The 26,300-nt window shown below is 73.1% G+C and carries 27 protein-coding genes; 6 read left to right on the top strand and 21 right to left on the bottom strand.

Annotated elements, in window-relative coordinates; all coding sequences use genetic code 11:
- Positions 1-4: 4 nt before the first annotated feature.
- On the bottom strand, positions 5-805 hold the full coding sequence (locus tag ACFZ8E_RS01045; protein ID WP_405041734.1) for an alpha/beta fold hydrolase: 801 nt from the start codon (positions 803-805) through the stop codon (positions 5-7).
- A 266-nt stretch (positions 806-1,071) separates the two neighbouring features.
- On the opposite strand from ACFZ8E_RS01045, the gene ACFZ8E_RS01040 reads away from it, so the two are divergent.
- Complete coding sequence (locus ACFZ8E_RS01040; RefSeq protein ID WP_147727626.1) at positions 1,072-2,547, top strand: amino acid permease; 1,476 nt, start codon at positions 1,072-1,074, stop codon at positions 2,545-2,547.
- A gap of 238 nt (positions 2,548-2,785) precedes the next feature.
- On the opposite strand, the gene ACFZ8E_RS01035 is transcribed toward ACFZ8E_RS01040, so the two are convergent.
- The 6 genes from ACFZ8E_RS01035 to ACFZ8E_RS01010 all read right to left on the bottom strand — a co-directional run bounded on the left by ACFZ8E_RS01035 (position 2,786) and on the right by ACFZ8E_RS01010 (position 7,298).
- On the bottom strand, positions 2,786-3,769 hold the full coding sequence (locus ACFZ8E_RS01035; RefSeq protein WP_246686631.1) for a sulfate/molybdate ABC transporter ATP-binding protein: 984 nt from the start codon (positions 3,767-3,769) through the stop codon (positions 2,786-2,788).
- A gap of 58 nt (positions 3,770-3,827) precedes the next feature.
- The gene (gene cysW / locus ACFZ8E_RS01030) at positions 3,828-4,700 is read right to left on the bottom strand and encodes a sulfate ABC transporter permease subunit CysW (RefSeq protein ID WP_147727627.1); all 873 of its coding nucleotides are present in this window, start codon (positions 4,698-4,700) and stop codon (positions 3,828-3,830) included.
- Positions 4,693-5,547, bottom strand: a complete 855-nt coding sequence (gene cysT, locus ACFZ8E_RS01025) for a sulfate ABC transporter permease subunit CysT (protein WP_147727628.1) — start codon at positions 5,545-5,547, stop codon at positions 4,693-4,695. The genes cysW and cysT overlap by 8 nt, the downstream gene beginning before the upstream one ends.
- A gap of 125 nt (positions 5,548-5,672) precedes the next feature.
- Positions 5,673-6,683, bottom strand: coding sequence for a sulfate ABC transporter substrate-binding protein (locus ACFZ8E_RS01020; RefSeq protein ID WP_147727632.1), 1,011 nt, complete (start codon positions 6,681-6,683; stop codon positions 5,673-5,675).
- 130 nt (positions 6,684-6,813) lie between these two features.
- Entirely contained in the window at positions 6,814-7,062 is a 249-nt protein-coding gene (locus ACFZ8E_RS01015; protein WP_147727629.1) for a hypothetical protein, read from the bottom strand.
- A 32-nt stretch (positions 7,063-7,094) separates the two neighbouring features.
- Complete coding sequence (locus tag ACFZ8E_RS01010) at positions 7,095-7,298, bottom strand: hypothetical protein (RefSeq protein ID WP_243985733.1); 204 nt, start codon at positions 7,296-7,298, stop codon at positions 7,095-7,097.
- 108 nt (positions 7,299-7,406) lie between these two features.
- Between ACFZ8E_RS01010 and ACFZ8E_RS01005 the strand changes: the two genes are divergently transcribed.
- Complete coding sequence (locus tag ACFZ8E_RS01005; RefSeq protein ID WP_147860227.1) at positions 7,407-7,616, top strand: hypothetical protein; 210 nt, start codon at positions 7,407-7,409, stop codon at positions 7,614-7,616.
- 20 nt (positions 7,617-7,636) lie between these two features.
- Here ACFZ8E_RS01005 and ACFZ8E_RS01000 read toward each other — a convergent pair whose 3' ends face one another.
- The 7 genes from ACFZ8E_RS01000 to ACFZ8E_RS00970 form a co-directional block, all read right to left on the bottom strand.
- Positions 7,637-8,920: a hypothetical protein gene (locus ACFZ8E_RS01000; protein WP_405041732.1), complete on the bottom strand. Its 1,284-nt coding sequence runs from the start codon at positions 8,918-8,920 to the stop codon at positions 7,637-7,639.
- Between the two features lie 290 nt (positions 8,921-9,210).
- The gene (locus ACFZ8E_RS00995) at positions 9,211-10,131 is read right to left on the bottom strand and encodes a tetratricopeptide repeat protein (RefSeq protein ID WP_243989372.1); all 921 of its coding nucleotides are present in this window, start codon (positions 10,129-10,131) and stop codon (positions 9,211-9,213) included.
- Complete coding sequence (locus ACFZ8E_RS00990; protein WP_405041731.1) at positions 10,131-11,060, bottom strand: VWA domain-containing protein; 930 nt, start codon at positions 11,058-11,060, stop codon at positions 10,131-10,133. The genes ACFZ8E_RS00995 and ACFZ8E_RS00990 overlap by 1 nt, the downstream gene beginning before the upstream one ends.
- A 274-nt stretch (positions 11,061-11,334) precedes the next feature.
- On the bottom strand, positions 11,335-12,354 hold the full coding sequence (locus tag ACFZ8E_RS00985) for a VWA domain-containing protein (RefSeq protein ID WP_405041730.1): 1,020 nt from the start codon (positions 12,352-12,354) through the stop codon (positions 11,335-11,337).
- Positions 12,351-12,818, bottom strand: a complete 468-nt coding sequence (locus ACFZ8E_RS00980; RefSeq protein WP_147844791.1) for a DUF4381 family protein — start codon at positions 12,816-12,818, stop codon at positions 12,351-12,353. Before ACFZ8E_RS00980 ends, ACFZ8E_RS00985 begins: the two co-directional genes overlap by 4 nt.
- Before the next feature lie 153 nt (positions 12,819-12,971).
- Positions 12,972-13,904, bottom strand: coding sequence for a DUF58 domain-containing protein (locus ACFZ8E_RS00975; protein WP_405041729.1), 933 nt, complete (start codon positions 13,902-13,904; stop codon positions 12,972-12,974).
- A 103-nt stretch (positions 13,905-14,007) separates the two neighbouring features.
- A complete protein-coding gene (locus ACFZ8E_RS00970; protein WP_243938762.1) occupies positions 14,008-15,006 on the bottom strand; it encodes a MoxR family ATPase in 999 nt (332 codons plus the stop codon).
- A 229-nt stretch (positions 15,007-15,235) separates the two neighbouring features.
- Here ACFZ8E_RS00970 and ACFZ8E_RS00965 point away from each other — a divergent pair, with 229 nt between their 5' ends.
- Positions 15,236-15,949, top strand: coding sequence for an MgtC/SapB family protein (locus tag ACFZ8E_RS00965; protein ID WP_147727387.1), 714 nt, complete (start codon positions 15,236-15,238; stop codon positions 15,947-15,949).
- A 294-nt stretch (positions 15,950-16,243) separates the two neighbouring features.
- A complete protein-coding gene (locus ACFZ8E_RS00960) occupies positions 16,244-16,942 on the top strand; it encodes an SDR family oxidoreductase (protein ID WP_147843314.1) in 699 nt (232 codons plus the stop codon).
- 31 nt (positions 16,943-16,973) lie between these two features.
- Here ACFZ8E_RS00960 and ACFZ8E_RS00955 read toward each other — a convergent pair whose 3' ends face one another.
- Positions 16,974-17,306, bottom strand: coding sequence for a hypothetical protein (locus ACFZ8E_RS00955; protein WP_405041728.1), 333 nt, complete (start codon positions 17,304-17,306; stop codon positions 16,974-16,976).
- A 305-nt stretch (positions 17,307-17,611) separates the two neighbouring features.
- Here ACFZ8E_RS00955 and ACFZ8E_RS00950 point away from each other — a divergent pair, with 305 nt between their 5' ends.
- Entirely contained in the window at positions 17,612-18,475 is an 864-nt protein-coding gene (locus ACFZ8E_RS00950) for a C40 family peptidase (RefSeq protein WP_405041727.1), read from the top strand.
- A gap of 199 nt (positions 18,476-18,674) precedes the next feature.
- Here ACFZ8E_RS00950 and ACFZ8E_RS00945 read toward each other — a convergent pair whose 3' ends face one another.
- Genes ACFZ8E_RS00945 through ACFZ8E_RS00930 form a run of 4 tightly spaced genes read right to left on the bottom strand, consistent with a single transcriptional unit; the run spans position 18,675 to position 21,523 of the window.
- Positions 18,675-19,160: a low molecular weight phosphatase family protein gene (locus ACFZ8E_RS00945; protein WP_243946362.1), complete on the bottom strand. Its 486-nt coding sequence runs from the start codon at positions 19,158-19,160 to the stop codon at positions 18,675-18,677.
- A 56-nt stretch (positions 19,161-19,216) separates the two neighbouring features.
- Positions 19,217-19,741, bottom strand: coding sequence for a UPF0262 family protein (locus tag ACFZ8E_RS00940; RefSeq protein WP_405041726.1), 525 nt, complete (start codon positions 19,739-19,741; stop codon positions 19,217-19,219).
- A gap of 13 nt (positions 19,742-19,754) precedes the next feature.
- Positions 19,755-21,050 (bottom strand): histidinol dehydrogenase, encoded by a 1,296-nt coding sequence (gene hisD, locus ACFZ8E_RS00935; protein WP_405041725.1) that lies wholly within the window; start codon positions 21,048-21,050, stop codon positions 19,755-19,757.
- A 38-nt stretch (positions 21,051-21,088) separates the two neighbouring features.
- Positions 21,089-21,523 (bottom strand): DUF2948 family protein, encoded by a 435-nt coding sequence (locus ACFZ8E_RS00930; RefSeq protein ID WP_405044305.1) that lies wholly within the window; start codon positions 21,521-21,523, stop codon positions 21,089-21,091.
- Between the two features lie 290 nt (positions 21,524-21,813).
- Between ACFZ8E_RS00930 and ACFZ8E_RS00925 the strand changes: the two genes are divergently transcribed.
- Positions 21,814-22,137 (top strand): hypothetical protein, encoded by a 324-nt coding sequence (locus tag ACFZ8E_RS00925; protein WP_405041724.1) that lies wholly within the window; start codon positions 21,814-21,816, stop codon positions 22,135-22,137.
- Positions 22,138-22,377: 240 nt separating this feature from the next.
- Here ACFZ8E_RS00925 and ACFZ8E_RS00920 read toward each other — a convergent pair whose 3' ends face one another.
- Both ACFZ8E_RS00920 and murA read right to left on the bottom strand, forming a co-directional pair.
- Positions 22,378-24,534: a methyl-accepting chemotaxis protein gene (locus ACFZ8E_RS00920; protein ID WP_405041723.1), complete on the bottom strand. Its 2,157-nt coding sequence runs from the start codon at positions 24,532-24,534 to the stop codon at positions 22,378-22,380.
- 226 nt (positions 24,535-24,760) lie between these two features.
- Entirely contained in the window at positions 24,761-26,050 is a 1,290-nt protein-coding gene (murA, locus tag ACFZ8E_RS00915) for a UDP-N-acetylglucosamine 1-carboxyvinyltransferase (RefSeq protein ID WP_147843963.1), read from the bottom strand.
- Positions 26,051-26,300 lie beyond the last annotated feature (250 nt).

Here is a 26,300-nt window from a genome sequence, read left to right as displayed (position 1 = left end):
GTCATCACCCTCGGAGGAACGCCTCGATCGCCGCGACCGTCGCCTCGGGCGCGCTGAGGTTCGGGCAATGCCCGGTCGCGTCGAGCAGGACGAGCGCGCTGCCCGGCAGGTTGCGGTGGACGTACTCGCCGACCTCCCGGGGGGCGATCACGTCCTCCGCGCACTGGATCACCAGGCAGCGGGCGGCGACGTTCTCGAGGTCGGCGCGGTTGTCGGACAGGAACGTGGTCCGGGCGAAGCGCTTGGCGATGTCCGGATCGGTGCGGCAGAAGCTGTTGGTCAATTCCGCGCCGAGCTCGGGGCGGTCGGCGTTGCCCATGATCGTCGGGGCCATCGCCTGGGACCAGCCCATGTGGTTGCTGTCGAGGAAGTTGAGCAGTTCCTCCACCTGCGCCGCGGTGAAGCCGCCGACGTAGCCGTCCTCCGCGTCGTCGACGTAGCGCGGCGAGGGGCAGACCAGGACGAGGGTGTCGAACAGCTCGGGCGCCGCCTTCGCGGCGAGGATGCCGACCATGGCGCTGACCGAGTGGCCGACGAAGACGCCGCGCCGCACGCCGAGGGCGTGGGCGAGCGCGACCACGTCGTCGGCGTAGCCGTCGAGCGTGGCGTACCGCGCCGGGTCGTAGGCCGACAGGTCCGAGCCGCCGGCGCCGACATGGTCGAACAGCACCGTCCGGTAGCGATCCTCGAAGGCGGGCGCCACGAAGCGCCACATGTTCTGATCGCAGCCGAAGCCGTGGGCGAAGACCATCGCGGTCTCGCCGGCCCCGGCGATCTTCGTGTTGTGCCGTTGTACGACCGACAAACCCGCGTTCCCCCGCCGAAAACCGGTCTAGCACGCATCGCCGTGCCGTGCGCGGGGCCCGGATACCGGTAAAACCCGGCCGGCGGGCTCACGAACTCGACAGCCCGGCCGAGGCGCCGCCGGGACGGCACGCTCCTTGCCGTGCGGGGGCGGGCCGAACGTCACCGGGGGCCGAGCGAAACCGGGGGATCAGTCGCGTCGCCGGCTGGCATCCCCGAGAGCCGCCCGACATGGTGCCGGATGCCGCCGCGCGGATCGGAGCGACCATGGCTGACACGGATCAACCCTCCGGCCTGACGGGGCGCAAGACCGTCGAAGACATCCTCGCCGGGGGCGAGAGCGACGGGCATCAGCTCTCGAAATCGCTCGGCCTGTTCTCGATCATCGCGATGGGCATCGGCGCGGTGATCGGCGCGGGCATCTTCGTGCTCACCGGCACGGCGGCCGCGCAATATGCCGGGCCGGGGATCATGCTGTCCTTCGTCGCCGGCGGCATCGCCTGCGCCTTCGTCGGCCTGTGCTACGCCGAGATGGCCGCGCTCATCCCCGTGGCGGGATCGAGCTACACCTACACCTACGCGACGCTGGGCGAGTTCTTCGCCTGGATCATCGGCTGGGACCTGATCCTCGAATACGCCATGGGCGCGGCCACCGTGGCGGTGGGCTGGTCCGGCTACGTCGTCAGCCTGCTCAAGGATGTCGGGCTCGTCATCCCGCCCCGCTTCACCGCCGCGCCCGGCACCGCGGTGAAGCTCGCGGACGGGTCGGACGCCACCGCGCTGATGAACCTGCCGGCGGTGCTGATCGTCGGGCTGCTCACGCTGATGCTGGTGCGCGGCACCAAGGAATCGGCCCGGCTCAACAACGTCATGGTGGCGGTGAAGCTCACCGTGGTGCTGGCCTTCATCGTGCTCGGCTACGGCTACATCAAGCAAGCCAACTGGACCCCGTTCATTCCCGACAACGACGGCAGCTTCGGCCATTTCGGGTGGAGCGGCGTGCTGCGCGGCGCGGGCGTGGTGTTCTTCGCCTTCATCGGCTTCGACGCGGTCTCCACCGCCGCGCAGGAGGCGAAATCGCCCCAGCGCGACATGCCGATCGGCATCCTCGGCTCGCTCGCGATCTGCACGGTGCTCTACGTGCTGGTCGCCGCGGTGCTCACCGGCGTGGTCCCCTACAAGGACCTCAACGTCCCCGACCCGATCGCCAAGGGCGTCGACGTGATCGGCATCGCCTGGTTCTCGGCGCTGATCAAGCTCGGGGCGCTCACCGGGCTGACCACCGTGATCCTGGTGCTGCTCTACGGCCAGAGCCGGATCTTCTACACCATGGCCAACGACGGGCTGCTGCCGCGCCTGTTCGCTCACGTGCACCCGACCTACCAGACGCCCTATCGCAGCCAGATCCTGATCGGCGCGGCGGTGGCGATCGTGGCGGCGCTGGTGCCGATCGGGATCCTCGGCGAGATGGTCAGCATCGGCACGCTCGCCGCCTTCATCCTGGTCTGCGGCTCGGTGATCTACCTGCGCCGCTCGGACAAGGAGATGTACCGGCCGTTCCGCGTGCCGGGCGTGCCGACGGTGCCGATCCTCGGCATCCTGTCCTGCCTGTTCCTGATGGCCGGCCTGCCCCTCGACACCTGGCTGCGGCTCGTCGTGTGGATGGCGATCGGCTTCGCGATCTACTTCTTCTACAGCCGCAAGCATTCGGTGCTCCGCCGCCGGGACGGGACCACGGCGTGAGGGGCGGCCGTGCCGCTCCGATCGCGCGATGTCAGACGCCTCGGGGCAAGCGGTGCGCTAAGATCGCATCGATCTGCCGACCGATCGCCGCCGTGCACGGATCGTCGGAGGCGCAAGCGCGGGCAACGAGGCGGGAATTCGATCGCTTGTTCGCGACAGGGGCCAGGCGCCGCTTCCGACGAGCCGTCCGGTACCGTCAGGCAGAGATGCGTGAGCCTGGTACCCTCGTAGAGGAAGCTTACCCGAACACGTACCCCCCGTTGATCCGCAGGCCGACCTCGCGGCCGGCGGCGTAGCGCTCGCCGTCGGAATCCTCGACGATCAGCAGGCCGCCGTCGGGGCGGCCGACCTCGATGCGCTGGCGGCCCTGGCTGCGGTAGGACGAGCGGACGGTGCCGGTGAGGTGGGCGGTGGCGGGCTCCACCAGCTGGAGCTGCCAGGGCCGCACGAACAGCTTCACCGGGCCGATGAGGCCGGCGGGCGCGGCGACCGGGGTCGGCTTGCCGTCGACGCGGACCCGGCCGCCCTCGGCGATCGCCTCGACCTCGATGGCGTCGCCGAGGAAGCGCAGCACGGTGGCCGAGGCCGGGTTCTCCTGGACCTCGTCCGGGGTGCCGACCTGCTCGAGCCGCCCCTTGTCGAGCACGGCGACGCGGTCGGAGAGCTCCAGCGCCTCGTCCTGGTCGTGGGTGACGAAGATCGTGGTCTGGCCGGTGCGGTCGTGGATCTCGCGCAGCCAGCGGCGCAGGTCCTTGCGGACCTGCGCGTCGAGCGCGCCGAACGGCTCGTCGAGGAGTAGGACGCGCGGCTCGACGGCGAGCGCGCGGGCGAGCGCGATGCGCTGGCGCTGGCCGCCCGAGAGCTGCGAGGGATAGCGGTCGGCGAAGCCCGACAGCCGGATCAGGTCGAGCAGCTCGCCGACGCGGCGCTTGATCTCCTGCGCCGGCGGCCGCTCCGCGCGCTTTCGCGCGTTCAGCCCGTAGGCGATGTTGTCGGCCACGCTCATGTGCTTGAACAGCGCGTAGTGCTGGAACACGAACCCGACCGCGCGCTGCTGCACCGGCAGGAAGGTGGCGTCGTCGCCGCCAAACAGGATGCGGCCGCGGTCCGGCGTGTCGAGCCCGGCGATGATGCGCAGCAGCGTCGTCTTGCCCGAGCCCGAGGGGCCGAGCAGGCCGAGCAGCTCGCCCGCGCGCACGTCGAGGTTGAAGTCGTGCAGCACGGCGGCCGTGTCGAAGGTCTTCGACAGGCCCTCGACGCGGATCGCGGTCGAGTTCGCGTTAATGCCGTGCCCGCGACCCGAGCTCCGCCCCGTAGCGCCATTCGAGGAGGGATTTGAGGGCGAGGGTGACAAGGGCGAGTCCGGCAAGGAGCGAAGCGACGGCGAAGGCGGCGACGAAATTGTACTCATTGTAGAGGATCTCCACGTGGAGCGGGATGGTGTTGGTCAGGCCGCGGATATGCCCGGACACCACCGAGACCGCGCCGAACTCGCCCATGGCGCGGGCGTTGCAGAGAAGCACGCTGTAGAGCAGGCCCCAGCGGATGTTGGGGAGCGTCACCGTGCGGAAGGTGTGGAGGCCGGTGGCGCCGAGCGTCAGCGCCGCCTCCTCCTCGGCGTTGCCCTGCTCCTGCATCAGCGGGATCAGCTCGCGGGCGACGAACGGGAAGGTGACGAACACCGTCGCCAGCACGATGCCGGGCAGCGCGAACAGGATCTGGATGCCGTGGTCCTGCAGCCAGCCGCCGAACAGGCCGCGGCTCCCGAACAGCAGCACGTAGATCAGCCCCGAGACCACCGGCGAGACCGAGAACGGCAGGTCGATCAGCGTGATCAGCAGGCTCTTGCCGGGAAACTCGAACTTGGCGATGGCCCAGGCGGCCGCGACCCCGAAGACGAGGTTGAACGGCACGGCGATCGCCGCCACCGTCAGCGTCAGGCGGATCGCGGTCCAGGCGTCGGGCTCGGAGAAGGCCTCGAGATAGGCGCCCACGCCGCGGGAGAGCGCCTGGGCGAACACCGTGAACAGCGGCAGCACCAGGAACAGCGCCAGGAACACCACCGCGGTGCCGATCAGCAGCCCGCGCACGAGGCGGCCCTCGCTGGCGGCCTCCTCCTGCGCCGGCGCGGCCGTCAGGCTCAGATCAGACATAACCGAACCTCCGGCGGCTCCAGGCCTGGATCAGGTTGATCGCCAGCAGGGTCAGGAACGAGATCCCGAGCATGATCGTGGCGATGGCGGCCGCGCCCCCGTAATCGAACTCCGAGAGCTTGATGACGATCAGCAGCGGCGCGATCTCGGAGACGTAGGGCAGGTTGCCGGCGATGAAGATGATCGAGCCGTACTCGCCGACGCCGCGGGCGAAGGCCAGCGCGAAGCCGGTGAGCACCGCCGGGATCAGCGGCGGCAGCACCACCTTGATCAGCGTCGTCCACCGGGTGGCGCCCAGCGTCGCGGAGGCCTCCTCGACCTCCTTGTCGATCTCGGCGATCAGCGGCTGCACGGTGCGCACGGCGAACGGCAGGCCGATGAACACCATGGCGATGAAGATGCCGACCGGTGTGTAGGCCGCCTGGATGCCGAGCCGCGCCAGCTGCGCGCCGACGAGGCCGTTCGGGGCATAGAGCGAGGCCAGCGCGATGCCCGCCACCGCGGTCGGCAGGGCGAAGGGCAGGTCGACCACGGCGTCGACGAGCTTGCGGCCCGGGAAGCGGTAGCGGGTCAGCACCCAGGCGACGAGGAAGCCGAACACCGAGGCGGTGAGCGCGGCGAGCAGCGACACGCCGAAGCTGATCCTGAGGGCGCTGGCCACGCGCGGGTCGGTGGCGACGTACCAGATCCCCGAGAGGCCGAGGCCCGAGGCCTTGGCGACGAGGGCGGCCAGCGGCAGCAGCACCACCAGCCCGAGGCAGGTCAGCGTGTAGCCGAAGGTGAGCCCGAAGCCGGGGATCACGCTGGCTTGTCGGAAGCGCCGCTTCGGGCGGGGTGGGGCGACCATGGGAAGTCTCTCGAGAAACGTTCGGATCGGTCGACGCGGCTGGCCCGATCGCGGGTCCCTTCTCCCGGCGACCTCGGGCCTGCCCGGGATCGGCTGCCCGGATAGGGAGAGGGGGTCGGTCGGCGCTACCGCCCCTGGCGGCTCAGCTGGTCGAACAGGCCGCCGGTGTCGAAGTTCCGCTTCTGGATCTCGTCCCAGTTGCCCTGGAGATCCTCGATCTTGAACAGCTTGATGTCCGGCAGCTGCTTGAGGTCGGCCTCGGCCGCCGCGGCGGGCTTGAAGGGGCGGTAATGGTGCTTGGCGAAGATCGCCTGCGCCTTGTCGGTGTAGAGGAAGGCCAGGTAGGCCTCGGCCTGCTTGCGGGTGCCCTTGCGGTCGACGTTGGCGTCGACCAGCGCCACCGGCGGCTCGGCGTAGATCGAGGTCGGCGGCACGACGATGTCGAACTTGTCGGCGCCGAACTCCTGGAGCACGAGGTAGGCCTCGTTCTCCCAGGTCGGCAGCACGTCGCCCAGGCCCCGCTGGGCGAAGGTGACGGTGGAGCCGCGGGCGCCGGTGTCGAGCACCGGCACGTTCTTGTAGACGGTGCCGACGAAGGCGTCGGCCTTGGCCGCGTCCTTGTCCTGGTTGTAGGCGTAGCCCCAGGCGGCGAGGAAGTTCCAGCGCCCGCCGGCCGAGGTCTTGGGGTTCGGGGTGATGACCTTGATGTCGGGCTTGGCGAGGTCGCCCCAGTCCTTGACGCCCTTCGGGTTGCCCTTGCGCACGAGGAACACCACCGTCGAGGTGTAGGGCAGGCCGGCATTCGGCTGCTTGCCGCGCCAATCCTCGGGGATGCGCTTGGTGAGCTTGGCGATCGCGTCGATGTCGGAGGGGATGCCCAGCGTCACCACGTCGGCGTCGACCCCGTCGATCACCGTGCGGGCCTGCGAGCCCGAGCCGCCATGCGAGGCGCGCACCGTCACGGTCTCCCCGGTCCTGGCCTTCCAGTCCTCGGCGAAGGCCGCGTTGATGTCGCGGTAGAGCTCGCGCGTCGGATCGTACGAGACGTTGAGCAGGGCCGTCTCGGCGTGCGCGCCGACCACCGTGAGCAGGCCGCCGGCCAGGCACAGCCCCGCCAAGGCCGCCCGCCGCCCGATCCGCCCCGTCCGCCGTGTTCCGTGCCGCTCGCTCACGCCGATCCTCCGGTCATCACCGCGGGATGCGCGCCGGCCTCGGCCCGTATCCCCTACGAAGAGACCGGGTTTTCGTTCTTTTTACAGAACGTTGTCAACTGGTCGAGCGGCGCTGCACGACCGGAACACGGCGCTTCGATGCGCCATCGCTTGCCGAGCCCGCTGGTATTTCACACGCGAAAAACCGGATCTTCTCCGAACCGTCCCATCCGAAGAAGATATTTGCGGTGACCGGCCCGTTTCTTAGAACGAACGTTTTAGCGTCTCGGGCCGAACGGTGCCGCGCCTGCGAGGCGATGACGGACAGGCGACGGCGCAGCCGCGATCCCGTCCAGGCATGCATGGACGCGGAGGAACCGCGAGGCCGCGGACGCCCTAGCTGTCGAGGTATCCCGCCTCGGCCAGCGCTTCGGCCACGGCCTCGAACCAGGGATCGCCGGGGGCGGGGCCGTCGGCCTGCGGGGCGAAGGCGTCGTCGGCCGCCGGGCGGGCCGCGGGCGCGTCGGCGCGCAGGCGGCCGCCGAGGCCGAAGAAGCCGGACGCCGCCGTCAGGGCCCCGCCGATCGCTGTCATCGTCATGCCGCACCCCGTTCGCGAACCGATCGTTAAGGATGGTGTGGGGAAAGCGTTGCACACGCAAGGCGTGCACGTTCCGACGCGCCGTCGGCGCTTGCCTGCGGCTCCGCGGTGACGTGGCCGGCCTGCATCGCCGGCGGGACTTTTCGCGCTTCGCCGGCGGCCCCGCGGACAGGGCCCGGGCGCCCGGGCTATGGACGGCGGCGCGCCGGACCGGCCGCCCCAACCGACAAGATGTCCATGACCGTCATCGCCCTCGTGCTCGTCGCCAACCTGCTGCTCGCCGGGCTGTTCTCCCTCGTCGCCATCGCGGTCGACTGAGGAGGGCCCGGCGCCGGGCGTCAGCGGCCGAGCGGGCGATCGAGGGGGCCGTTCAAGGGGCCGTTCAAGGGGCCGTCGAGCGGATGGAGCCGGTCGGCCGCGACCGGGCCCGCGCCCCGCAGGCGGACGGGGCGCGACAGCCGGCGGGCGAGCGCCCGGAGGTCCGGCGCCGCGGCACCGCCCGGCGCGTAGAGCGCGCGGTCGAGGCCCGCGAGGCCGGCGGTGGTATCGGGGTCGGCGCGCCAGGCCCGGGCGAGGTCGGGCTCGGCCGAGAGCGTCGCGGCGCGGAAGGCGGCGGCGTCGTTCGCGGCCGCCGCGCGGCGCAGGGCCGCCCGGGCGCCGCGCGGCAGCCGCAGGCGCCCGGCGCCCGTCCCGAACCCGATCAGCGCCAGCCCGAGGCCGAAGGCGGCGAGCCCGGCGGCGGCCGCGACCCACGGCGCGGTGGCGAGCGGGGGGGCGAGGTCGCCTTCCCGGTCGGGCAGGCCGCCGCCGATCTGGCGGGCGGGGATCTCGGCCTCGCGCATCGTGCGCGACACCGTGTCGAACCAGGGGATGACGATCGCGTCGAGGGGGATGATCTCAGGCACGCCGGCCTTCACGTCCCACTGGTAGGTGGCGCGCGCCACCGGGCCGGCGGGGGTGATCAGGGTCTCGCGGGTGACCGGGCCGGCGAAGGTGAGGATGCCGCGGGTGCGCATCACCGGGCGCGGCGGCAGCCCCTCGGCGACCATGCCCTGCGCCTCCACCGTCACGATGCGCCGGGTGGTGTCGCCGAGCTTCACCGTCTCCGGGTCGGGCGACCAGGAATCGGTGATCGTTACGTCCTTGGCCGGCAGCCACCACGGCTCCTTGGCGTCCGGGCCGCCGCCCTCCTTGGACCAGGTCGCCACCGGCAGCGCGACCGGGCCGGAGCGCACGTCGATCACCCGGCGCTGGCCGTCGTCGTTGATCGTCAGGCGGTGGTCGAACGGCTCGATCGTGAAGTCGCCGGCATGGTGCGGGAACACCGCGATCACCCGGTCGAAGGCGATGGCGCTCTGGCCGTCCTTCAGCTTGGTCCTGCTCCAGCGGTCGCGGCCGAGCTGGCTCCAGCTGAAGTTGGCCAGCGTCGGCTGGATCACCTCCTCGAGCAGGATCTGCTGCTTGTAGACCCCGTGGATGCGCAGCAGCACCATCTCGCGCACGAACGGCGCGGCGTTGCCGTTCAATTCGGGCGTGACCGTGAGGGTGAGGTCGCCCGGCTCGACCTCGGCGCGGGCGGGCTGGGCCAGGAGGAGGGCGGCGAACAGGACGGTCCATCGCATGCGACCTGCCCTTTCCTCCCCCCTTTGCGGGCCACGGTGTTCATGCCTCGCATCGGAGCCGTATCGATCGCGCTTGGATCCGCGCCACCCCGTCATCCCGGGGCTGCGCAGCAGAGCCCGGGATCCAGAGCCGCCGACGGCGCATGACGACCAACGCCCTGCGGTTCTGGATCCCGGGCTCGCCTCCGGCGCCCCGGGATGACGGGGTGGGCCTGAGAACCGCGTTTGCGAAGGCCATGAACCCGAAAGTGTCTGCTCGTGAGGGACGCGGCGCGGCGCAGTCCAAAACCTCACCATGGGTTGCTCCCGGCGGGCATGCTGGTGCCGGCTTCGATGCGGCGGGCCTGCTCGGCCTTGAGGCGGAGCTTGAGGTAGCGGCCGGGGTCGTCCGGCAGGGTCTGGAGCCAGAGGCGGTCGGGGCGGATCTCGTGCGCCTCGAAGCTCTTGGTGACGCGGCGCACCTCCTTCTCGGGGGCCTCGGCCACCATCGCCGAACCGCCGCCGGTGCGGCCGCGCCCGGCGGCGTCGCCGGCCGAGCCCCGGGCCTCGCCGCGGCCCGATTCCACGGTCTGCTGCTCGGCCTGGCCGCGGCGCGCGACCTTGCTGTTGCCGGGGATCGAGGCCGAGGAGCTCGCCTCCTTGTTGCCCGCCAGGCCCTCGCCGCTGGAATTAGCCTGGAGGGTGTTGTCCTTCTCCTGGTTGGCGGTGTTGTTGTAGCGGGCGCCGTACTGCGCCGAGCCGTTGGCGGTGCCGCCGCCCTTGCGGTCGATCGCCTCGGCGACGAGCTGGGCGATCAGCGAGCGGTTGGCCTGCGCGTCGGCGTCGCGCGGGTTGAACTGCAGCGCCGCGTCGTAGGCCTCGATCGCGCCGGCATAGTCGCCCGTCCGGGCGAGCGCGTTGCCGAGGTTGTAGGCGTTGCGCCGGCCGCCGTTGCGGAACACGGCCGCCGCCTCGTCGTAGCGGCCGGCCTCGTACAGGGCCGGCCCGCGCCAGGCCGGATCGTCGAGCACCGCGAGCGCCGCCGAGGGCAGTCCGACCCCGATCAGCAGGCGGCCGAGGCCGGTGCGCGGCTGCGAGACCAGCATCAGCGCGAGGATGCCGGCCCCGGCCGCGGCGAGCCCGAAGGTCCGGGCCCAGCGCCGCCAGCCGCGCGAGAGCGCGGCCGAGACGGCGGGGGAGAGCGGCCGGCGGCCGAGCGCGAAGGCGGCCATCACGCGCTCCTCCGGAACAGGATCAGCGCCGGCCCCAGCGCGAGCAGCAGAAGCCAGCGCCCGAGATCGGCGAAGGCGAGCACGGCGTAGCCGCCCGCCGCCAGGTGCTGCGCGGTGCCGGCGCCGACCGCGTCGAGCACCGGGGCGGGTGTCGATAGGTCGGCCGCGACCCCGCCGCCGGCGGCGGCGAGCCGGTCGAGGGCGGCCCGGTCGGTCTTCGGCGCGCCGGGCGGCAGGGTCTTCTGCGCCGGCACGAACACCCCCTGGAGCCGCCAGCCCTTGGCCCGCATCGCCTCGGCCTCGCGCAGGGCCGCGTCGCCGATGCCGTCGCCGTCGGTGATCAGCACCACGTCGGCGGCGAGCGCGCCGGCCTCCTCCAGGGTGCGGCGGGCCAGCGCCAGCCCGCGCTCGGGGTGGCTGCCGCGGTCGGGCACCGTGTCAGCATCGAGCGCGAACAGGGTGGTGCCGAAGCTGTCGCGGTCGGTGGTCGGCCCGGTCGCGACGTAGGCGTCGCCGGCATAGACCACCAGCGCCACCGCGCGGGTGCCGGCGGCCTCGGCCACGCCCTGCGCGATCTGGCGCAGGTCCTTCAGCCCGCCGCCCTCGGCGACCGAGCGCGACAGGTCGGCGACGATGACCGTCGCGTCGAGGTTGCGGAAGGTCGTCGCGTCCTTGCGCTCGACCGCGGGGCCGGTGAGCGCCAGCGCCACGAAGCCGGCGGCGAGCGCGGCCGCGAGGTTCGCCTGCCGCCGCCCGCCGAGCACCGCCCCGCGCCGGACCATCAGCGCCATCAGCGCCGGATCGACCGCCCGCGCCCAGTCGCCGAGGGGCGCGGCGCGGGCGGCGGCGCGGAAGGCCAGCACGGCGACCAGGGGAATCGCCAGCAGCCACCACGGCCGCAGCAGCGCGTAGGCGTCGAGGACGGTCATCGCGGGATGCCCCGGCAGTGGGGAGGGCCCCCCTCTCCCCGCACGCGGGGAGAGGCCCGGCCGCACCTCGTCGTGCGGCCGGGAAGCGGAGGCGAAGCCGAGGCGGCGGTGAGGGGACGGTGCCCTGGGAGGCTCGCCGGTCGAAGCCCCCTCACCGTCGGCTGCCGCCTCGCCGCGACGACGACGGGGTCGTCGCGGCCCTCTCCCCGCGTGCGGGGAGAGGGGATGCGCGAAACGGTCGGCGGCAAGGCGGGCACGAGCCCGCGCGCTGGCATCATCCCCGCCTCCGAGAAGCCAGGAGCAGCCCGGCGCAGGCGAAGGCGAGCGCCGCCGGCCAGGGCCAGAGGTCGCGGCGCAGGGGCACCGGGGGGGCCTTGGCGCGGCCGCCCTCCAGGGTGTCGATGGCGTCGGCCACCGCGACGAGGTCGTCGGTGGTCCGCACCCGGAACGCCTTGCCGCCGGTGATCTCGGCCATCTCGCGCAGCGTCTCGGTGTCGACCACGTCCTGCTCGCCGTCGGCGTCGGCCATGTCGCGGGGGCCGAGGGCGATGGTGTAGACCTTGATGCCGAGGTCCTTTGCCAAAGCCGCCACGTCCCGCGGCGTGGTCTGGCCGGCGTTGTTGGCGCCGTCGGAGAGCAGGATCACCGCCTTCGAGGACGCGACCGGCTGACCGTCGATGCCGGAATCCTTCGGATCGAGCCGGCGCAGCGCAAGCCCGAGGCCGTCGCCGATGCCGGTGGAGCGGCCGACGAGGCCGATCGTCGCCTCCTCCAGGGCCCGCGCCACGCTCGCCGTGTCGAAGGTGAGCCCGGCCGCGACGAAGGCCTGGTCGGCGAAGATCACCAGGCCGATGCGGTCGCCGGCGCGGCGGCGGATGAAGTCGGCGCCCACGCGCTTGACCGCGACGAGGCGGTTCACGGTCTCGCCGTCGAGCGAGAAGTCGCGCCGCTCCATCGAGCCGGACAGGTCCATCGCCAGCATGATCTCGCGGCCCGAGGCCGGCAGGGCGGTGGCCGGCAGGACGAGGCGGGGCCCGGCGAGCGCGACGACGAGGGCCGCCCACAAGGTCCAGATCAGCCAGGTCCGGCGCCGGCCGCGGGCGGCGACGTCGGCGCCGGCCTCGGCGCGCGCCACCAGCGAGGCCGGCACGCGGAGCGCACCGCTGCCGCCCGCGGCCTCGGCCGGGACGAAGCGCTGGACCAGCAGCGGCAGCGGCAGCAGCAGCAGCGCCAGCGGTGCCGCCCAATCGAACGCGGAACCGAGCGCCGTGACCCAGGCCGGGAGCAGGCTCATCCGCGCATCCGCCCGATCAGGCGCCCGAGCTCGGCATCGAGGACGGCCGGGTCCGGCCGGTCGCTGCGGCGATAGAGCCCCTCGGCGAGGACGCGCCCGGCGCCTTCGGTGAAGAAGGTGGTGGCGAACAGCCCGTCGAGCCTGTGCGCCCAGGCCGTCCCTTGCGCGCTCGCCGCATCCTCGCCCTGCACGGTGCGGGCGACGCGGCGCAGCAGCCGGGCCTGCGCCACGAGCCGGGCCTCCGGGTCGAGGTTTCGCGCGGCGGCGAGATCGCGCAACGCCGCGCGGCGGACCGTGGCGCGGGCGCGGACCCGGAGATAGCGCACCAGACCGACGAGCAGCGCGGCGGCGAAGCCCGCCAGGATCGCGACCACGACCTCGCCGGAGATCGCCCCCGCCGCCTGGTTCGGCAGGTGCAGCCCGCGCAGGGCCTCGAGGGTGGGAGGAGCGTCGGCGGGGGTCATCGTTTTCCGCCTGCGGGCATACGCACCCCCTCCCCCCGACGGATCTCGGGCAAGCCCGAGATCCGCGCCTCGTGTGCCCAAGTCGGGCGGGCCCGACTTGGGTGCGGGGGAGGGTACCCTGCGGAGCAGGGGGGGAGGGAAACGGCGGCGGCTTCACAACACCGCATCGAGCCGCTCCATCAGCGGGGCGTAGGCCTCCGGGCCGGCCTCGACGTCGAGGCGCAGGCCCGCGATGCCGCGGCGGGCGTAGTCGGCCAGGCGCTCGTCGGCGGCGAGGCGCGCGGGCGCCGGCTCGCGGGCGGCCTGGCGTGCGGACTGGACAGTGCCGCGGCGGCCGTCGGGCAGGGCGAAGGGGTAGAAGCCCGGCGGCCGGGACCGCTCGAAGGCGTCGCTCACCAGGATCAGGCGGATCGACAGGCTCTCGGCGAGCAGCGTCAGCAGGCGGTCGAAGTCGGGGCCGGGGCTGTCGAGCGCCGAAGCGAGGACGAGGTGGCCGCCGGACGGCAGCAGGCTGCGGGCCAGCGTCAGCAGCGCGTCGAGCGGCGGGTCGGCGGCGGCGGGTTGCGCGAGGGCGCGGGCGTGGGCCGACGCGAGCGCGCCGGTGACGGCCGTCATCGCGCGCTCGCCGCCGGCCGGGCGCAAAGCCGTCGGCTCGTCCGCGCCCGCGACCACGAGGCCGACGCGGCCGCCGTCGCCGACGACGCGCCAGCCGAGCAGCGCCAGCGCCTCGGCCGCCGCCACCGAGCGCAGCGCCCGGCGGGTACCGAACAGCATCGAGGGGCGGAAATCGGCGAGCAGCACCACCGCGCGGTCGCGCTCGTCGTGGTGGGTGCGCACGTGCAGGATGCCGGTGCGCGCGGTGGCGTTGCGGTCGATGTGGCGGCGGTCGTCGCCCTCCGACCACAGCCGCACGTCGTCGGGCTCCGAGCCGCGCCCGCGGCGCTTGGTGACGATGCCGCCGGGCAGGCCCGCCAGCGTCCGCGTCGCCGGCGTGACGCCGCGGCGCGCGAGGTGGCGCAGGCCCATCAGCGCCTCGCCGGAAAGGTGGAAGGCCGGGTTCGTCTCGGGGGCGGCGGTGGCGGTCATGCCGGAATCCGGCCAGCGCGGCGCGGCCGCCTCTCCCCATGGGAGAGGGGGCCCGCGCAGGGCGTGGTCGCGCGGGGCCTTCTCGCGGTTGCCGGGACCACCCTCAGAGCGCCCGCACCCGCTGGACCAATCCGCCGACGATGCCGCGGGTGGTGAGCCCTTCCGCGGCCGCGCGCCAGGTCAGGCCGATGCGGTGGGAGAGCGCGTCGGCGGCGAGGTCCGCCACGTCCTCGGGGACGACGTGGTCGCGGCCGTGGAGGTAGGCCCGCGCCTTGCCGGCGACCATCAGCGCCAGCGTGCCGCGCGGCGAGGCCGGATGCTCGATCGCGGCGCGCAGGTCCGGCGCCGCGGAATCGGTGCGGGTCGCGGCGACGATGCGCACGAGATAATCCTTCAGCGCCGGCGAGACGTAGGTCTTCAGCGCGGCCTCGCGCGCGGCCAGCACCTCGGCGACCGAGAGCTTCACCGGCATCGCCTCGCCGTGATGGTTGAGCTCGCCCTCGACGAGGTCGAGGATCTTCCGCTCGGAGGCCTCGTCCGGCATCCCGACCACGACGTGGAGCAGGAAGCGGTCGAGCTGCGCCTCGGGCAGCGGGAAGGTGCCGGCATGCTCGATCGGGTTCTGGGTCGCCACCACCATGAACGGGTCGGCGAGCGGATGGGTCGCGCCGGAGACGGTGATCTGGCCTTCCGCCATCGCCTCGAGCAGGGCCGACTGCACCTTCGGCGGCGCGCGGTTGACCTCGTCGACGAGGATCAGCGAGTGGAACAGCGGGCCGGGCAGGAACTCGAAGGTGCCGGCATCCTGGCGCCACACGGTGGTGCCGGTGAGGTCGGCGGGCATCAGGTCGGGCGTGCACTGGATGCGGGCGAAGGAGCCGTCGAGCCCGTCGGCGAGGCGCTTGACGGCGCGGGTCTTGGCCAGCCCCGGCGCCCCCTCGATCAGCAGGTGGCCGCCGGTGAGCAGCCCGATCATCAGGCGCTCGACCAGGCCCTCGCAGCCGATCAGGCCGTGCTCCAGGCCGGCGCGGAGCTCGAGGATGCGGGCCCGCAACGGATCGGCGGCGGCAGCCGGACGCTCGGCAAGCGCAGCGCCGCTCATGCGCGCACGGACCCTGCGCGACACGGCCGGGCCGGCTGGAAGGAAGCCTTCATCCTGCACGTCTCCTCGTCGAACCCGGCGGGCTGAACCCGCCGCACTTGGATTCTTGATCGATCCATAGTCGAGCCGGTGTGCCCGCTGCCCGGGGCACCCGTCAATCCCGCTGCGACCTCGGGTTGGGACCGGCTCCCGTCACGGAACCGTCATGCGCGCCCGTCTAGGAGACCGGATGGTCCTTCTGCCCACGCCCCTCCCCGAGCCGGTCAATTCGGCGATCAGCCTGATCGTGGCCTTTGTGCTCGGCACCCTGATCGGCGCCGAGCGGCAGTACCGCCAGCGCACCGCCGGCCTGCGCACGGCAGTGCTGGTGGCGGTGGGGGCGGCCGCCTTCGTCGATCTCGGCATGCGGCTGACCGGGGCCGAGGGCGCGACCCGCACCGTCGCCTACGTGATCTCCGGCATCGGCTTCCTCGGCGCCGGCGTGATCATGAAGGAGGGCATGAACGTGCGCGGCCTCAACACGGCTGCGACCCTGTGGTGCTCGGCCGCAGTCGGCGCCTTCGCCGGCGCCGACCTGCCGCTGGAGGCTTTGTTCGTGGCGGTCGCGGTCCTGGCCTGCAACACCCTGCTGCGCCCGCTCGTCAACGCGATCAACCGCGCGCCGATCGACGAGAGCGCGACGGAGGCGACCTACGAGGTCCAGGTCACCACCGCCCCCGGCACCGCGGGCCCCGCCCAGGACATGCTGGTCGAGCGGCTGGAAGCGGCGGGCTACCCGGTCGGCGGCGTCGAGGTCGAGGAGCGCGGCGACGCGGCGGTGGACGTGGTCGCGACCCTCATCGCCAGCGCGGTGGCGGCCAAGGAGCTCGACGCGGTGGTCGCCGCCCTGCAGGCGCAACCGGGCATCCGCCACGCCACCTGGGCGGTGCAGACGGGGGATTGAGGGAACGGGGCAAGGCGCCGAACCCGTACGTTTCGCGCGCAAGGCGCCCACGTCGCCTTCCCCTCCCCCGCACCCAAGTCGGGCCTGCCCGACTTGGGCACACAGCGTGCGGATCGCGGGCAAGCCCGAGATCGTCGGGGGAGGGAAGGGGGGCGTGTCGAAGCTGCGTCCGAGGGTGGAGGTACCGAACGTGCGGCGGCACACCGGGCGATCCCCAACGGCGCTTTCCGCATCGCGCGATGAAGCCACCTTCCTCCCAAGAAATCCCGAACCCGGCCTCGCAGGAGACATTCCATGGCAGAACTCGAACATCCGTCGGCCAGGAACGCGCTGATCGTCGGGGCCTCGCGCGGCCTCGGGCTCGGGCTCGTCGAGACCTTCCTGGGGCGCGGCTGGCGCGTCACCGCGACCCAGCGCAAGGCCTCGCCGGGCCTGGCCGCCCTCGAATCCGAGGCGCTGACGATCGAGACCGCCGACATCGACGACGACCAAGCGGTCTCGGCCCTGCACGACCGGCTGGCGTCCCGAACATTCGACCTGGTGTTCGTGGTGGCCGGCGTGGCGACGCAGGCGCACGATCCGCTGCACGCGGTGCCGCGGCCGGTCGCGGCGCAGGTCTACCTCACCAACGCGATCAGCCCGGTCCGCTTCGCCGAAGCCTTCCGCGATCGGCTCGCGCCCGGCGGCAGCCTGGTGTTCATGAGCTCGATCCTCGGCAGCGTCGGGCTCAACACCTCCGGCGGCTGGGAAAACTACCGCGCCAGCAAGGCGGCGCTGAACACCCTGGTCCGCAGCTTCGCGATCCGCCACGCGGCGGAGAACCTGAGCGTGGTGCTGATGCATCCGGGCTGGGTGCGGACCGAGATGGGCGGCGACGGGGCCGACATCGACGTGGCGACCAGCGTCGCCGGCATGGCCGACGTGATCGAGGCCCGGCTCGGCCGGCCCGGCACGGCCTATCTCGACTACCGCGGCGAGACGCTCGCCTGGTAGCGCGGGACCCGAAGGCGGTCCGCGGGCGCCGTCAGCGCCGCGGATCGAGCGGGCGGCCGCGGCGCTCGACGATCACCGGCGGGCGGGTGCGGCGCTCGACGATGACGGTGCGCGGCGCCCGGCTCGGGCCGGCCTGGGCGATGATCCGCTCCGGCACGCGCTCGGGCTTGGCCCGCAGCGCCGCGACGACGTGCGGGCGGACCTCCTCGGCGGGCAGGCCGATCAGCCCGGCCGCGATCTCGATCTGCTGCTCGAGGTCGTCGGACAGGTCCTGCGCGGCGGTCACCGCCTCGACGATCGTCGGCGGCTCGCGGCGGACCCGGATCGGCGGCAGGTCGGCAAAGCTCTTCTTCGACTTCTTCACGGCAGGGCTCGCGCTCGTCATGGCCCACCGTACCCGATTCGCGCCGATTGTGCACCGCATCAAAACGAGGCCGTCGCCGTCTGCCATGCATGCCCCGGCGTGCCGAAGAGGCAGGCAGAGGTGCGCCGCGATCCTGCGGGCGCGCTGGCGCATTCATGATGCAGTTGCCGTCTCAAGCAGCACGACGATGCGTCGAAATGGCGCGGGAGGAGACGCGTCCCGTGGCGTGGTTCGGTCACCGCGGCCCGCGATCATGAGCCCCGAGACGCCCGCAGATTCCGAGACAGCCGCAGCCCCGAGCCGTGATGACGAGCCCGCCGACCGCGATCCACGATCCGCGCACCACGCCGGCTCGGCCGGACCTCGCCGACATCCGCCTGCGCGGCGCGGTCGAGGCGGCGCGCTTCGTCGCCGGCGAGCCGCGCCGGGTCGTGGTCCCGGCCGCCCCGCTTCGCCGGATGCCGCGACCGGAGGCCGGGCTCGAGACCGAGGCGGTGATGGGCGACGCGGTCGCCGTGTACGAGGTCGGCGACGGGTTCGCCTGGGTCCAGCTCGTGCGCGACGGCTATGTCGGCTACCTGCCGGCGGCGAGCCTCGGCCCGGCCGACCCGGCCCCGACCCACCGGGTGACGGCCCTGCGCAGCTTCCTCTACCCCGCCCCCGACATGAAGCGCCCGGCGCTCGGCCATCTCGGGCTCGGGGCGCGGATCGCGGTCGCAGACACGGCCGGCGACTTCGTCCGGGTCGGCGACGCCTTCGTCTTCGCCGCCCACTGCGCGCCCCTCGACCGCACGGTGCCGGACTACGCGGCCACCGCCGAGCGGCTGGTCGGGACGCCCTACCTGTGGGGCGGGCGCACCAGCCTCGGGCTTGACTGCTCGGGCCTGGTCCAGCTCTGCCTCGATCTCGCCGGCCTGCCCTGTCCGCGCGACGCCGACCAGCAGGCCGGCGCCGTCGGCCGCGCCCTGCCGATCGGCTTCGACGGCCTGCGCCGCGGCGACTTCGTCGACTGGCGCGGCCATACCGGCCTGATGCTCGACGCCGACACCCTGATCCACGCCAACGGCCATCACATGGCGGTGGCGGTCGAGCCCCTGCGTCGGGCGGCGGAACGGATCGCCGCCAACAGCTACGGCGCGATCACCGGGATGCGCCGGCTGGAGGCGTGAGGGCGCGACTTCCCCGCCGCACACCGATCGTGTCGACCACCTCGCGCCGAACGGGTCCCCTCTCCCAAACGGGAGAGGGGACCCGCGCTTTGCCGGCAAAACAGGTGAGTGCGGCAGACCTTCGCGCGGGATGCGCTGCGATCGGTTCGCGCGGCGGGGAAGCGCCAGATCGACCGCGGAGCCTCCCGCGCCGCGTCCCCTACCCCTTCAGCCGCATCTTGATCCGGTAGGTCAGCCCGTCGCGGACGTCGCGGTAGGCGTCCATGCGCTGCTCGCGGGAGGCGTCCTGGAGGATGGTCGGGTCCGCCGTCTGCCAGTACTCGACGTCGGCCGCCAGGGTGTGGGTCATCGCCAGCGCCTTGTGGTGCGCTTCGGGGGCCAGCGTCACGATCAGGTCGAAGTTCAGCCCCTCCCACTCGTCGAGCTCCTCGATGGTGCGGGGCCGGTGCTTCCTGGCGTCGATGCCGATCTCGTCCAGCGCCGCGACCATGAACGGGTCGACCGGCTCGCCCGAGCGCACGCCGGCCGACTGCACGTAGATCGACTTGCCGAAGTAGTGGCGCGCGATCACCTCCGCCGCGGGCGAGCGCACGGCGTTGAAGTTGCACATGAACAGCACCGACTGGACCCGGCGCTTGCGCGGCACGACGAGGTCGCCGGGCGGAGGCGGGACGAGGACGTCCATCGCGCGGGGGCTCTCAGCGTCTGTGCCGGTGTGGGCGTCGGCGGCGCAGGCCCACCTCAGCCCTTCCAGTGCAAGGCGAAGACCAGGGTGAACAGCCGCCGGGCGGTGTCGTGGTCGAGGTCGACCTTGCCGGCCAGGCGCTCCCTCAGGGTCTCGGACGCCTCGTTGTGCAGGCCGCGCCGGCCCATGTCGATCGCCTCGATCTGCGTCGGGGAGGCGGTGCGAATGGCGTTGTAGTAGCTCTCGCAGATCATCTCGTAGTCGCGGATCACCCGGCGGAACGGGGTCAGCGACAGCAGGTGGGTCATCACCGGGTCGCCCGTCGGGGACAGGATCGCGAAGGAGAGCTTGTTCTCGACGAGCCCGAGGTTGAGCGCGTAGGGCCCGGTGCGGCCCGGGATCGCGAAGTGGTTGTCCTCGAGGATGTCGAAGATCGCGATCGCGCGCTCGTGCTCCTGGTCGGGGTTGCCGCGGCCGATCGAGTCCTCGTCGAGCGTGACCCCGATCAGGCGATCCGTGCCCTTCCCGGCCGGCTCGACCCACTTCTCGACCCCCGTCTCCCCCGCCTTGACCTCCGACATCGTGCGCGTGCCTTCAAAGGTTCAGCCGGATCGCGACGGAGCGGGCGTGCCCCTCGAGGCCCTCCGACCGGCCCAGCGTTATCGCCGCGGGGCCGAGCGCCCGCAAGCTCTCCGGCGTGCAGGCCAGGATCGTGGTGCGCTTCATGAAGTCGAGCACCCCGAGGCCGGACGAGAACCGCGCCGAGCGCGCGGTCGGCAGGACGTGGTTGGGGCCACCGACGTAGTCGCCGATCGCCTCGGGCGTGTGCGAGCCGAGGAAGATCGCCCCGGCGTTGCGGATTTTTCGCGAGAGCGCCTCGGCGTCCTGCGTCTCGATCTCCAGGTGCTCCGGCGCCAGGCGGTCGACCAGCGGCACCGCCTCGTCGAAGCTGCGGACCCGGACGATCGCGCCGTAGTCGCGCCAGCTCGCCCGCGCGATCTCCTGGCGCGGCAGGGTGGCGAGCGCGCGCTCGACGGCGGATTCCGTGGCCTCGGCCAGCGCGGCGCTGTTGGTGATCAGGATCGACTGGGCGGCGATGTCGTGCTCGGCCTGGGCCAGCAGGTCGGCGGCGATCCAGTCCGGGTTGGCGTGGCCGTCGGCCAGGATCAGCACCTCGGAGGGGCCGGCGATCATGTCGATGCCGACCTGGCCGAACACCCGGCGCTTGGCCGCCGCGACGTAGGCGTTGCCGGGCCCGACGATCTTGGCCACCGGCGCGATCGTCTCGGTGCCGTAGGCCAGCGCCGCCACCGCCTGCGCCCCGCCGACGCGATAGACCTCGTGGACGCCCGACAGATGCGCGGCGGCGAGCACCAGCGGGTTCGACTGCCCGTCGGGCATCGGCACCACCATCACGATCCGCGGCACCCCGGCGACGCGGGCGGGAATCGCGTTCATCAGCACCGAGGACGGGTAGCTCGCCGTGCCGCCGGGCACGTAGAGCCCGACCGATTCGAGCGCGGTCCAGCGCCAGCCCGAGGTGACGCCGAGGGCGTCGGTGGTCCGGCGGTCGCCCGGGACCTGCTCGGCGTGGAACGCCTCGATCCGGGCGGCGGCGAAGCGCAGCGCCTCCAGCGCCTCGGCCGGGCAGGCTTCGAGCGCCGCCGCGATCTCGTCCGCGGTGACACGCAGGGCGGACGCGCCGAAGCCGTCGCCGAGCCGGTCGAATGTTCGGGTGTAGTCGACCAGCGCCGCGTCGCCGCCCTGCACCACGCCGGCGATGATGGCGCGCACGGTCTCGTCGACGTCCTCCGAGATCTCGCGCTTGACCGTGAGCAGCCGGGCGAAGTCGTCCGCGAAGGTCGGGTCGCTGCTATCGAGGCGGATCATCGGGCACTTCTTCTGGTGAGGGCGTGGGACGCGACGGCTCAGGCCGACGGGCCGGAGGCGGGCGCCGCGTGGCCCGGGCGGCTGTCGGCCTCCCAGACCGGCCCGAGATCCTGCATCCGCGCCTCGATGCACTCGACGTCGAGGCGGATCGCGGCCTGGCCGGAGAACAGCAGCGTGACGATGCCGGACGGCGCCTCGGTCTCCTCGAAGGTGATCGCGAGCAGGCTCAAGCTGGCATCCCCCGGCGTCAGGCCGCGGGTGCGGACCCCGAGCACGCGCTCGAAATGCAGGCCGGCGAGCCGCCGCCGCGGCGTCTCCGGCGCCTGCCAGTCGAACCGGCGCAGCGCCAGCACGAAGCGGTGCTCGGCGGCGAGGAAGGTGAGGTCGGCCACGTTCAGCACCGCATCCTGAAGGTGGGCGGAGATGACGGTGAGGTCCTCGGCGTCGAGGGCCGCGAGCTTGAGGAGCTCCATGTCGGGGGGCCGCTCCGGGGGAGGTTTCACGGGAAACATTTTCGCCCGCGTCAGTAGCGAGGCCGGCCGGTTCCGGCAACCGCAGGCCGTCGTCGCAGGCCGAGGGCGGACGGGGCGGCGGCCGTGCACTATACCGGACGATTGTGGCGGCCGATGCGCAGTCTGCCGCGTTGAGCGTCGGGGCCGCCGGGCGGACAGCCGTTGCGCCGGCCTCAGCCGACGTTCAGGCAGCCCCGCGTAGACACCCGGTCGACCCCACGTCGACCTCGGACCGGAGACGGACACACCTTATGACCATGAAGCGCCTCACCCTCGCGGCCATCGCCGCCCTGACCCTCGGGACGACCCTCGGCGCGACCGTGGCGAGCGCCCAGTACTACGATTACGGCGGCCCGCGCCGGTTCGACCGCGGCTACGACGACGATCGCCCGCGCCGCCGCGACTACGACGAGGACCGCTACGACCGTCGCCGCGACGACTTCCGCGGCGGCCGCGGCGGCAGCATCTGCGTCACCGCCCGCGGCAACTGCGTCACCCGCCCGGCGCCGTTCAACTCGTCCTGCGGCTGCGAAGTCCCGGGCTTCGGGTTCAAGCGCGGCGCCATCGGCCGCTGATCGGAAGGCTTCCCATCGGCGAGGGGCCGTCCAGCCATCCGGGCCGGGCGGCCCTTCTCGTTTCGGACGCCCGTCGATCGGGATTCCCCCCGCGACTTCGTCCCGAGGCGCGCCCACCAGGCTGACGCCGCGACGGATGCGGGTGCGGGCGGGCGACGGAGCGTCCCCTCCCCCGGCCGCCGATCGGCGCGCCCCGGCGAGGGGGAGCCGGCCCGAGTCCTGAAAGGCGGCCCGCTTCGCTCAGGCGGCGCGGACGCCCGCCAGGAAGGTGCCGATCTCGGCGCGCAGCCGCGCCGACTGGTCGGCGAGCTCGTCGGAGGCCAGCAGCACCGCCGCGACCTCGGTGCCGGCGGCGTCCGCCGCGCGGGCGACGGCGGCGATGTCCGCCGTCATGGCGCCGGTGCCGGCCGAGGCCTGGCCCATGTTGCGCACGATCTCCTGGGTCGTGACGCCCTGCTCCTCCACCGCGGCGGCGATGCTGGTCGCCACCTGGTTCATCGCGTCGATCCGCCCGGTGATCGCGTGGATCGCCCCCGAGGCCTCCCCCGCGGCGGCCTGGATCGAGGCGATCTGCTGGCCGATCTCCTCCGTCGCCCGCGCGGTCTGCGCGGCGAGGTCCTTGACCTCGGCCGCCACCACCGCGAAGCCGCGGCCGGCCTCGCCCGCCCGCGCCGCCTCGATCGTGGCGTTCAGGGCCAGCAGGTTGGTCTGCCCGGCGATGGTCGAGACCAGGCCGACGACGTCGCCGATCCGGGTCGCGGCCGCGGCCAGCGCATCCATGGCGGCCTGCGTGCGGGCCGCCTCGCGCACCGCGCCGTCCGACATCTCCGCCGCCTGCTCGACCTGCCGCCCGATCTCCTGGACCGTGGCCCCGAGCTCCTCGGCCGCCGCGGCGACGGTGTTGACGTTGCGGGCGGTCTCGTGGGCGGTGCTCGCGACGCTGCTCGACCGCTGCGAGGTGCCCGCGACCGCGTCGCGCATGCCGCCCGAGGCGACCTGCAGGCCGGCCACCGAGCCGGCGACCCGCGCGACGATGCCGCCGACCGACCGCTCGAAGCGCTCGGCGAGGTCGCCGAGGAGGGCGCGGCGCGCCTGCGCCTCGCGCAGGCGCGCCGCCTCGGTGGTCTTCAATTGCTGCGCGGCTTCCTCGAGGGAGACGTCGCGGATCGTTACCACCGCCCGGGCGATGTCGCCGATCTCGTCGCGCCGGCCGCTGCCGGGCACCTGCTCCAGCGCCTGCCGGGCGGCCAGGGCCTTGAGCGCGGCGGTGAGCGCGCCGAGGGGCCGCGCGATCGACCGGGCCAGCAGCAGGCCGAGGATGGCGGTGCCGGCCAGCACCCCGAGCCCGACCAGCGCCAGCGTCCGCGACAGGGTCGAGACGGCGCCGATCGCCTCGTCGAGGCTCTGCTCGGCGATCACCGTCCAGGGCGCGCCGAGAACCGACACGACCGAGGACGCCGCCAGGTGCCGGCCGTCCGCGCCCGAAAAGTCGAACGGCCGCCCCTCCGCGAGGCGGGCCGGGGCGATCCCGAGCGCATCGAGGGGGCTGCCGGCCTCGGCGTCCGGGTTCAGCGGGGGCCGGGTGCGCAGCAGGCCGTCGGCGCCGGCCGAGAGCGTCTGCCCGGTCTCGCCGAGGCCGGTGCGCTTCGACAGGGTGGGGTCGAACAGGGCCGGCCCGACCCGCATCACGACGTAGCCGATGCGCTCGGCCGCCTGCGCCGTGCCCATGGCGACGTTGGCGCGCTTCGTCACCGCGCGGCCGATGAAGGCGGAGGGCCCGGCATCGACCGGATAGGCCGCGAAATCCTCGAACAGGGCGGCCTCGGGGTCGGCGGCCTTCAGGCGCTCGAACAGCCGCGCCAGCCCGGTTCCCCGCAGCGCCGGATCGGAGACCGGCCGCGCGAAATCCTCGCCCTTGGTGGTGGTGTAGACGATGCGCCCGCCCTCATCGAGCACCATCAGGTCGGCGTAGCCCGCCTGCGCCAGCAGCTTGCGGGCGACCTCCTGCACCTTCGCGTGCCGGCGCCCGTACATCGTGTTGGTCGCCGTGCCGTCGAGCGCGATGCGCGCCGCCGCCGTCTCCGGCGCCCGGAAGGCGGCGAGGAGGCCGGCATAGTCGGGCTTGGACGGGTCGAGGGTCTCGATCAGGTCGGCGACGTTCGACACCACCTGCGGGTGCGCCGCCACCGTGAGGAAGTCGGCCTGCATCCGGTCGGCGACCAGCTCGACCCCGTCGCGCCGCGCGTCGGCGGCGAGCTGCAGCCGCTCGCGCGCCGCCTCCATCAGCCCGGCGCGGGCCTGGTGCCAGCTGAAGCCGCCCATCGCCGTGGCGCTGAGGAGCGCGAGCCCGATGGTCATGGCGGGCAGGCGCGCCTCGAGACGTGAGAATGCCGACATCGATCCGTCTCGAAAATGCTCGGAGAGCTTGAGCCGGTCCTTAGGCGGGCGCGCGTTAAGATTCCCTGCTCGTGCGAGCCGCACGAGACAAGACGACGATCCTATAAAACCGTATCGATTGGGATTATCGGCGGTCTTCGCAGCCGCATCCGCCCGCGCTCGACTGCCCGGGCCCGGCCCGCGCCGCCCGAATGCAGGCGGGCGGGCGCTCGATACGGCGGGCGATTCAGGCCCGCACGCGCTCGATCCGCGCGCCGCAGCGGGCGAGCTTGGCCTCCAGCGCCTCGAAGCCGCGGTCGAGGTGGTAGACCCGGTTGATCTGGGTCTCGCCCTCGGCCGCCAGCCCCGCGATCACCAGCGACACCGAGGCGCGCAGGTCGGTCGCCATCACGGGCGCGCCCTTGAGGCGGTCGACGCCCTCGACGATGGCGAGGTCGCCCTCGAGGCGGATCCGGGCGCCCAGGCGCGCCAGCTCCTGCACGTGCATGAAGCGGTTCTCGAAGATGGTCTCGCGGATCTGCGACTGGCCGTTGGCCAGGGTCATCAGCGCCATGAACTGCGCCTGCAGGTCGGTGGGGAAGCCCGGGAACGGGTCGGTGGTCACGTCGACCGCCGCGATTCCCGCCCCGTTGCGCCGCACCCGGATGCCGCCGGGAACCTGGGTGATCTCGGCGCCGGTGGTGGAGAGGATGTCGAGGGCCGAATGCAGCAGGTCGGCGCGGGTGTTCTCCAAGACTACGTCGCCGCCGGTCATCGCCACCGCCATGGCGTAGGTGCCGGTCTCGATCCGGTCGGGCAGCACCTCGTGGCGGGCGCCGTTCATGCGGGCGACGCCCTCGATCACGATGCGCGGGGTGCCGGCGCCCTGGATGCGGGCGCCCATCTTGGTGAGGCAGTCGGCGAGATCCACCACCTCCGGCTCGCGGGCGGCGTTGGAGATCACCGTGGTGCCGTAGGCGAGGGAGGCCGCCATCAGCGCCACGTGGGTGCCGCCGACGGTGACCTTCGGGAAGTCGATCTCGGCGCCGCGCAGGCCGTTCTTGGTCTTGGCGACGACGTAGCCGGCATCGATCTCGATCTGCGCGCCGAGCCTCTCCAGCGCCATGATCAGGAGGTCGACCGGCCGGGTGCCGATGGCGCAGCCGCCGGGGAGCGAGACCTTGGCTTCGCCGAAGCGCGCCAGCAGCGGCGCGACCACCCAGAAGCTCGCCCGCATGGTCGAGACCAGCTCGTAGGGCGCCGTGGTGTCGATGACGTTGGAGGCGGTGAGCCGGATGGTCTGGCCGGTCTCGGTGGTCTGCCCCGGGCGCTTGCCGACCACCATGTGGTCGACGCCGTGGTTGCCGAGGATCCGCGTCAGCGCGGCGATGTCGGCGAGCCGCGGCACGTTGGCGAGCTCCAGCGTGTCGCCGGTGAGCAGGCTCGCGATCATCAGCGGCAGGGCGGCGTTCTTCGCCCCCGAGATCGGGATCGTGCCGTTGAGCGGCACGCCGCCGGTGATGTGGATGCGGTCCATGGTCTCGTGATCCTCACGCGCCGCGCTTCGTCCCGCGCGCCGCCGGCCCTGCCCCTCGGGCGCTCGCCGCCCATGCTCGAGCGCAGCCTATAGGCGAGTTTTGTCCGAAAGGGGACCGCGCCGGCGCGCCGGGTCTTTGCTCGGTTCGCAGGCCGGCCTCGGAGGCGGGAGCATCGCGGCGCCGATCCGCGCCGCCCCTTCCGCTTCGCCCCGGACGATCCGGGAAGGACCCGGCCCGGCGACGGGACGC

It is taken from the genome of Methylobacterium sp. HMF5984 (genome assembly GCF_045033435.1).
GTDB lineage: Bacteria > Pseudomonadota > Alphaproteobacteria > Rhizobiales > Beijerinckiaceae > Methylobacterium.
This window is presented reverse-complemented; position numbering and strand designations above follow the sequence as displayed.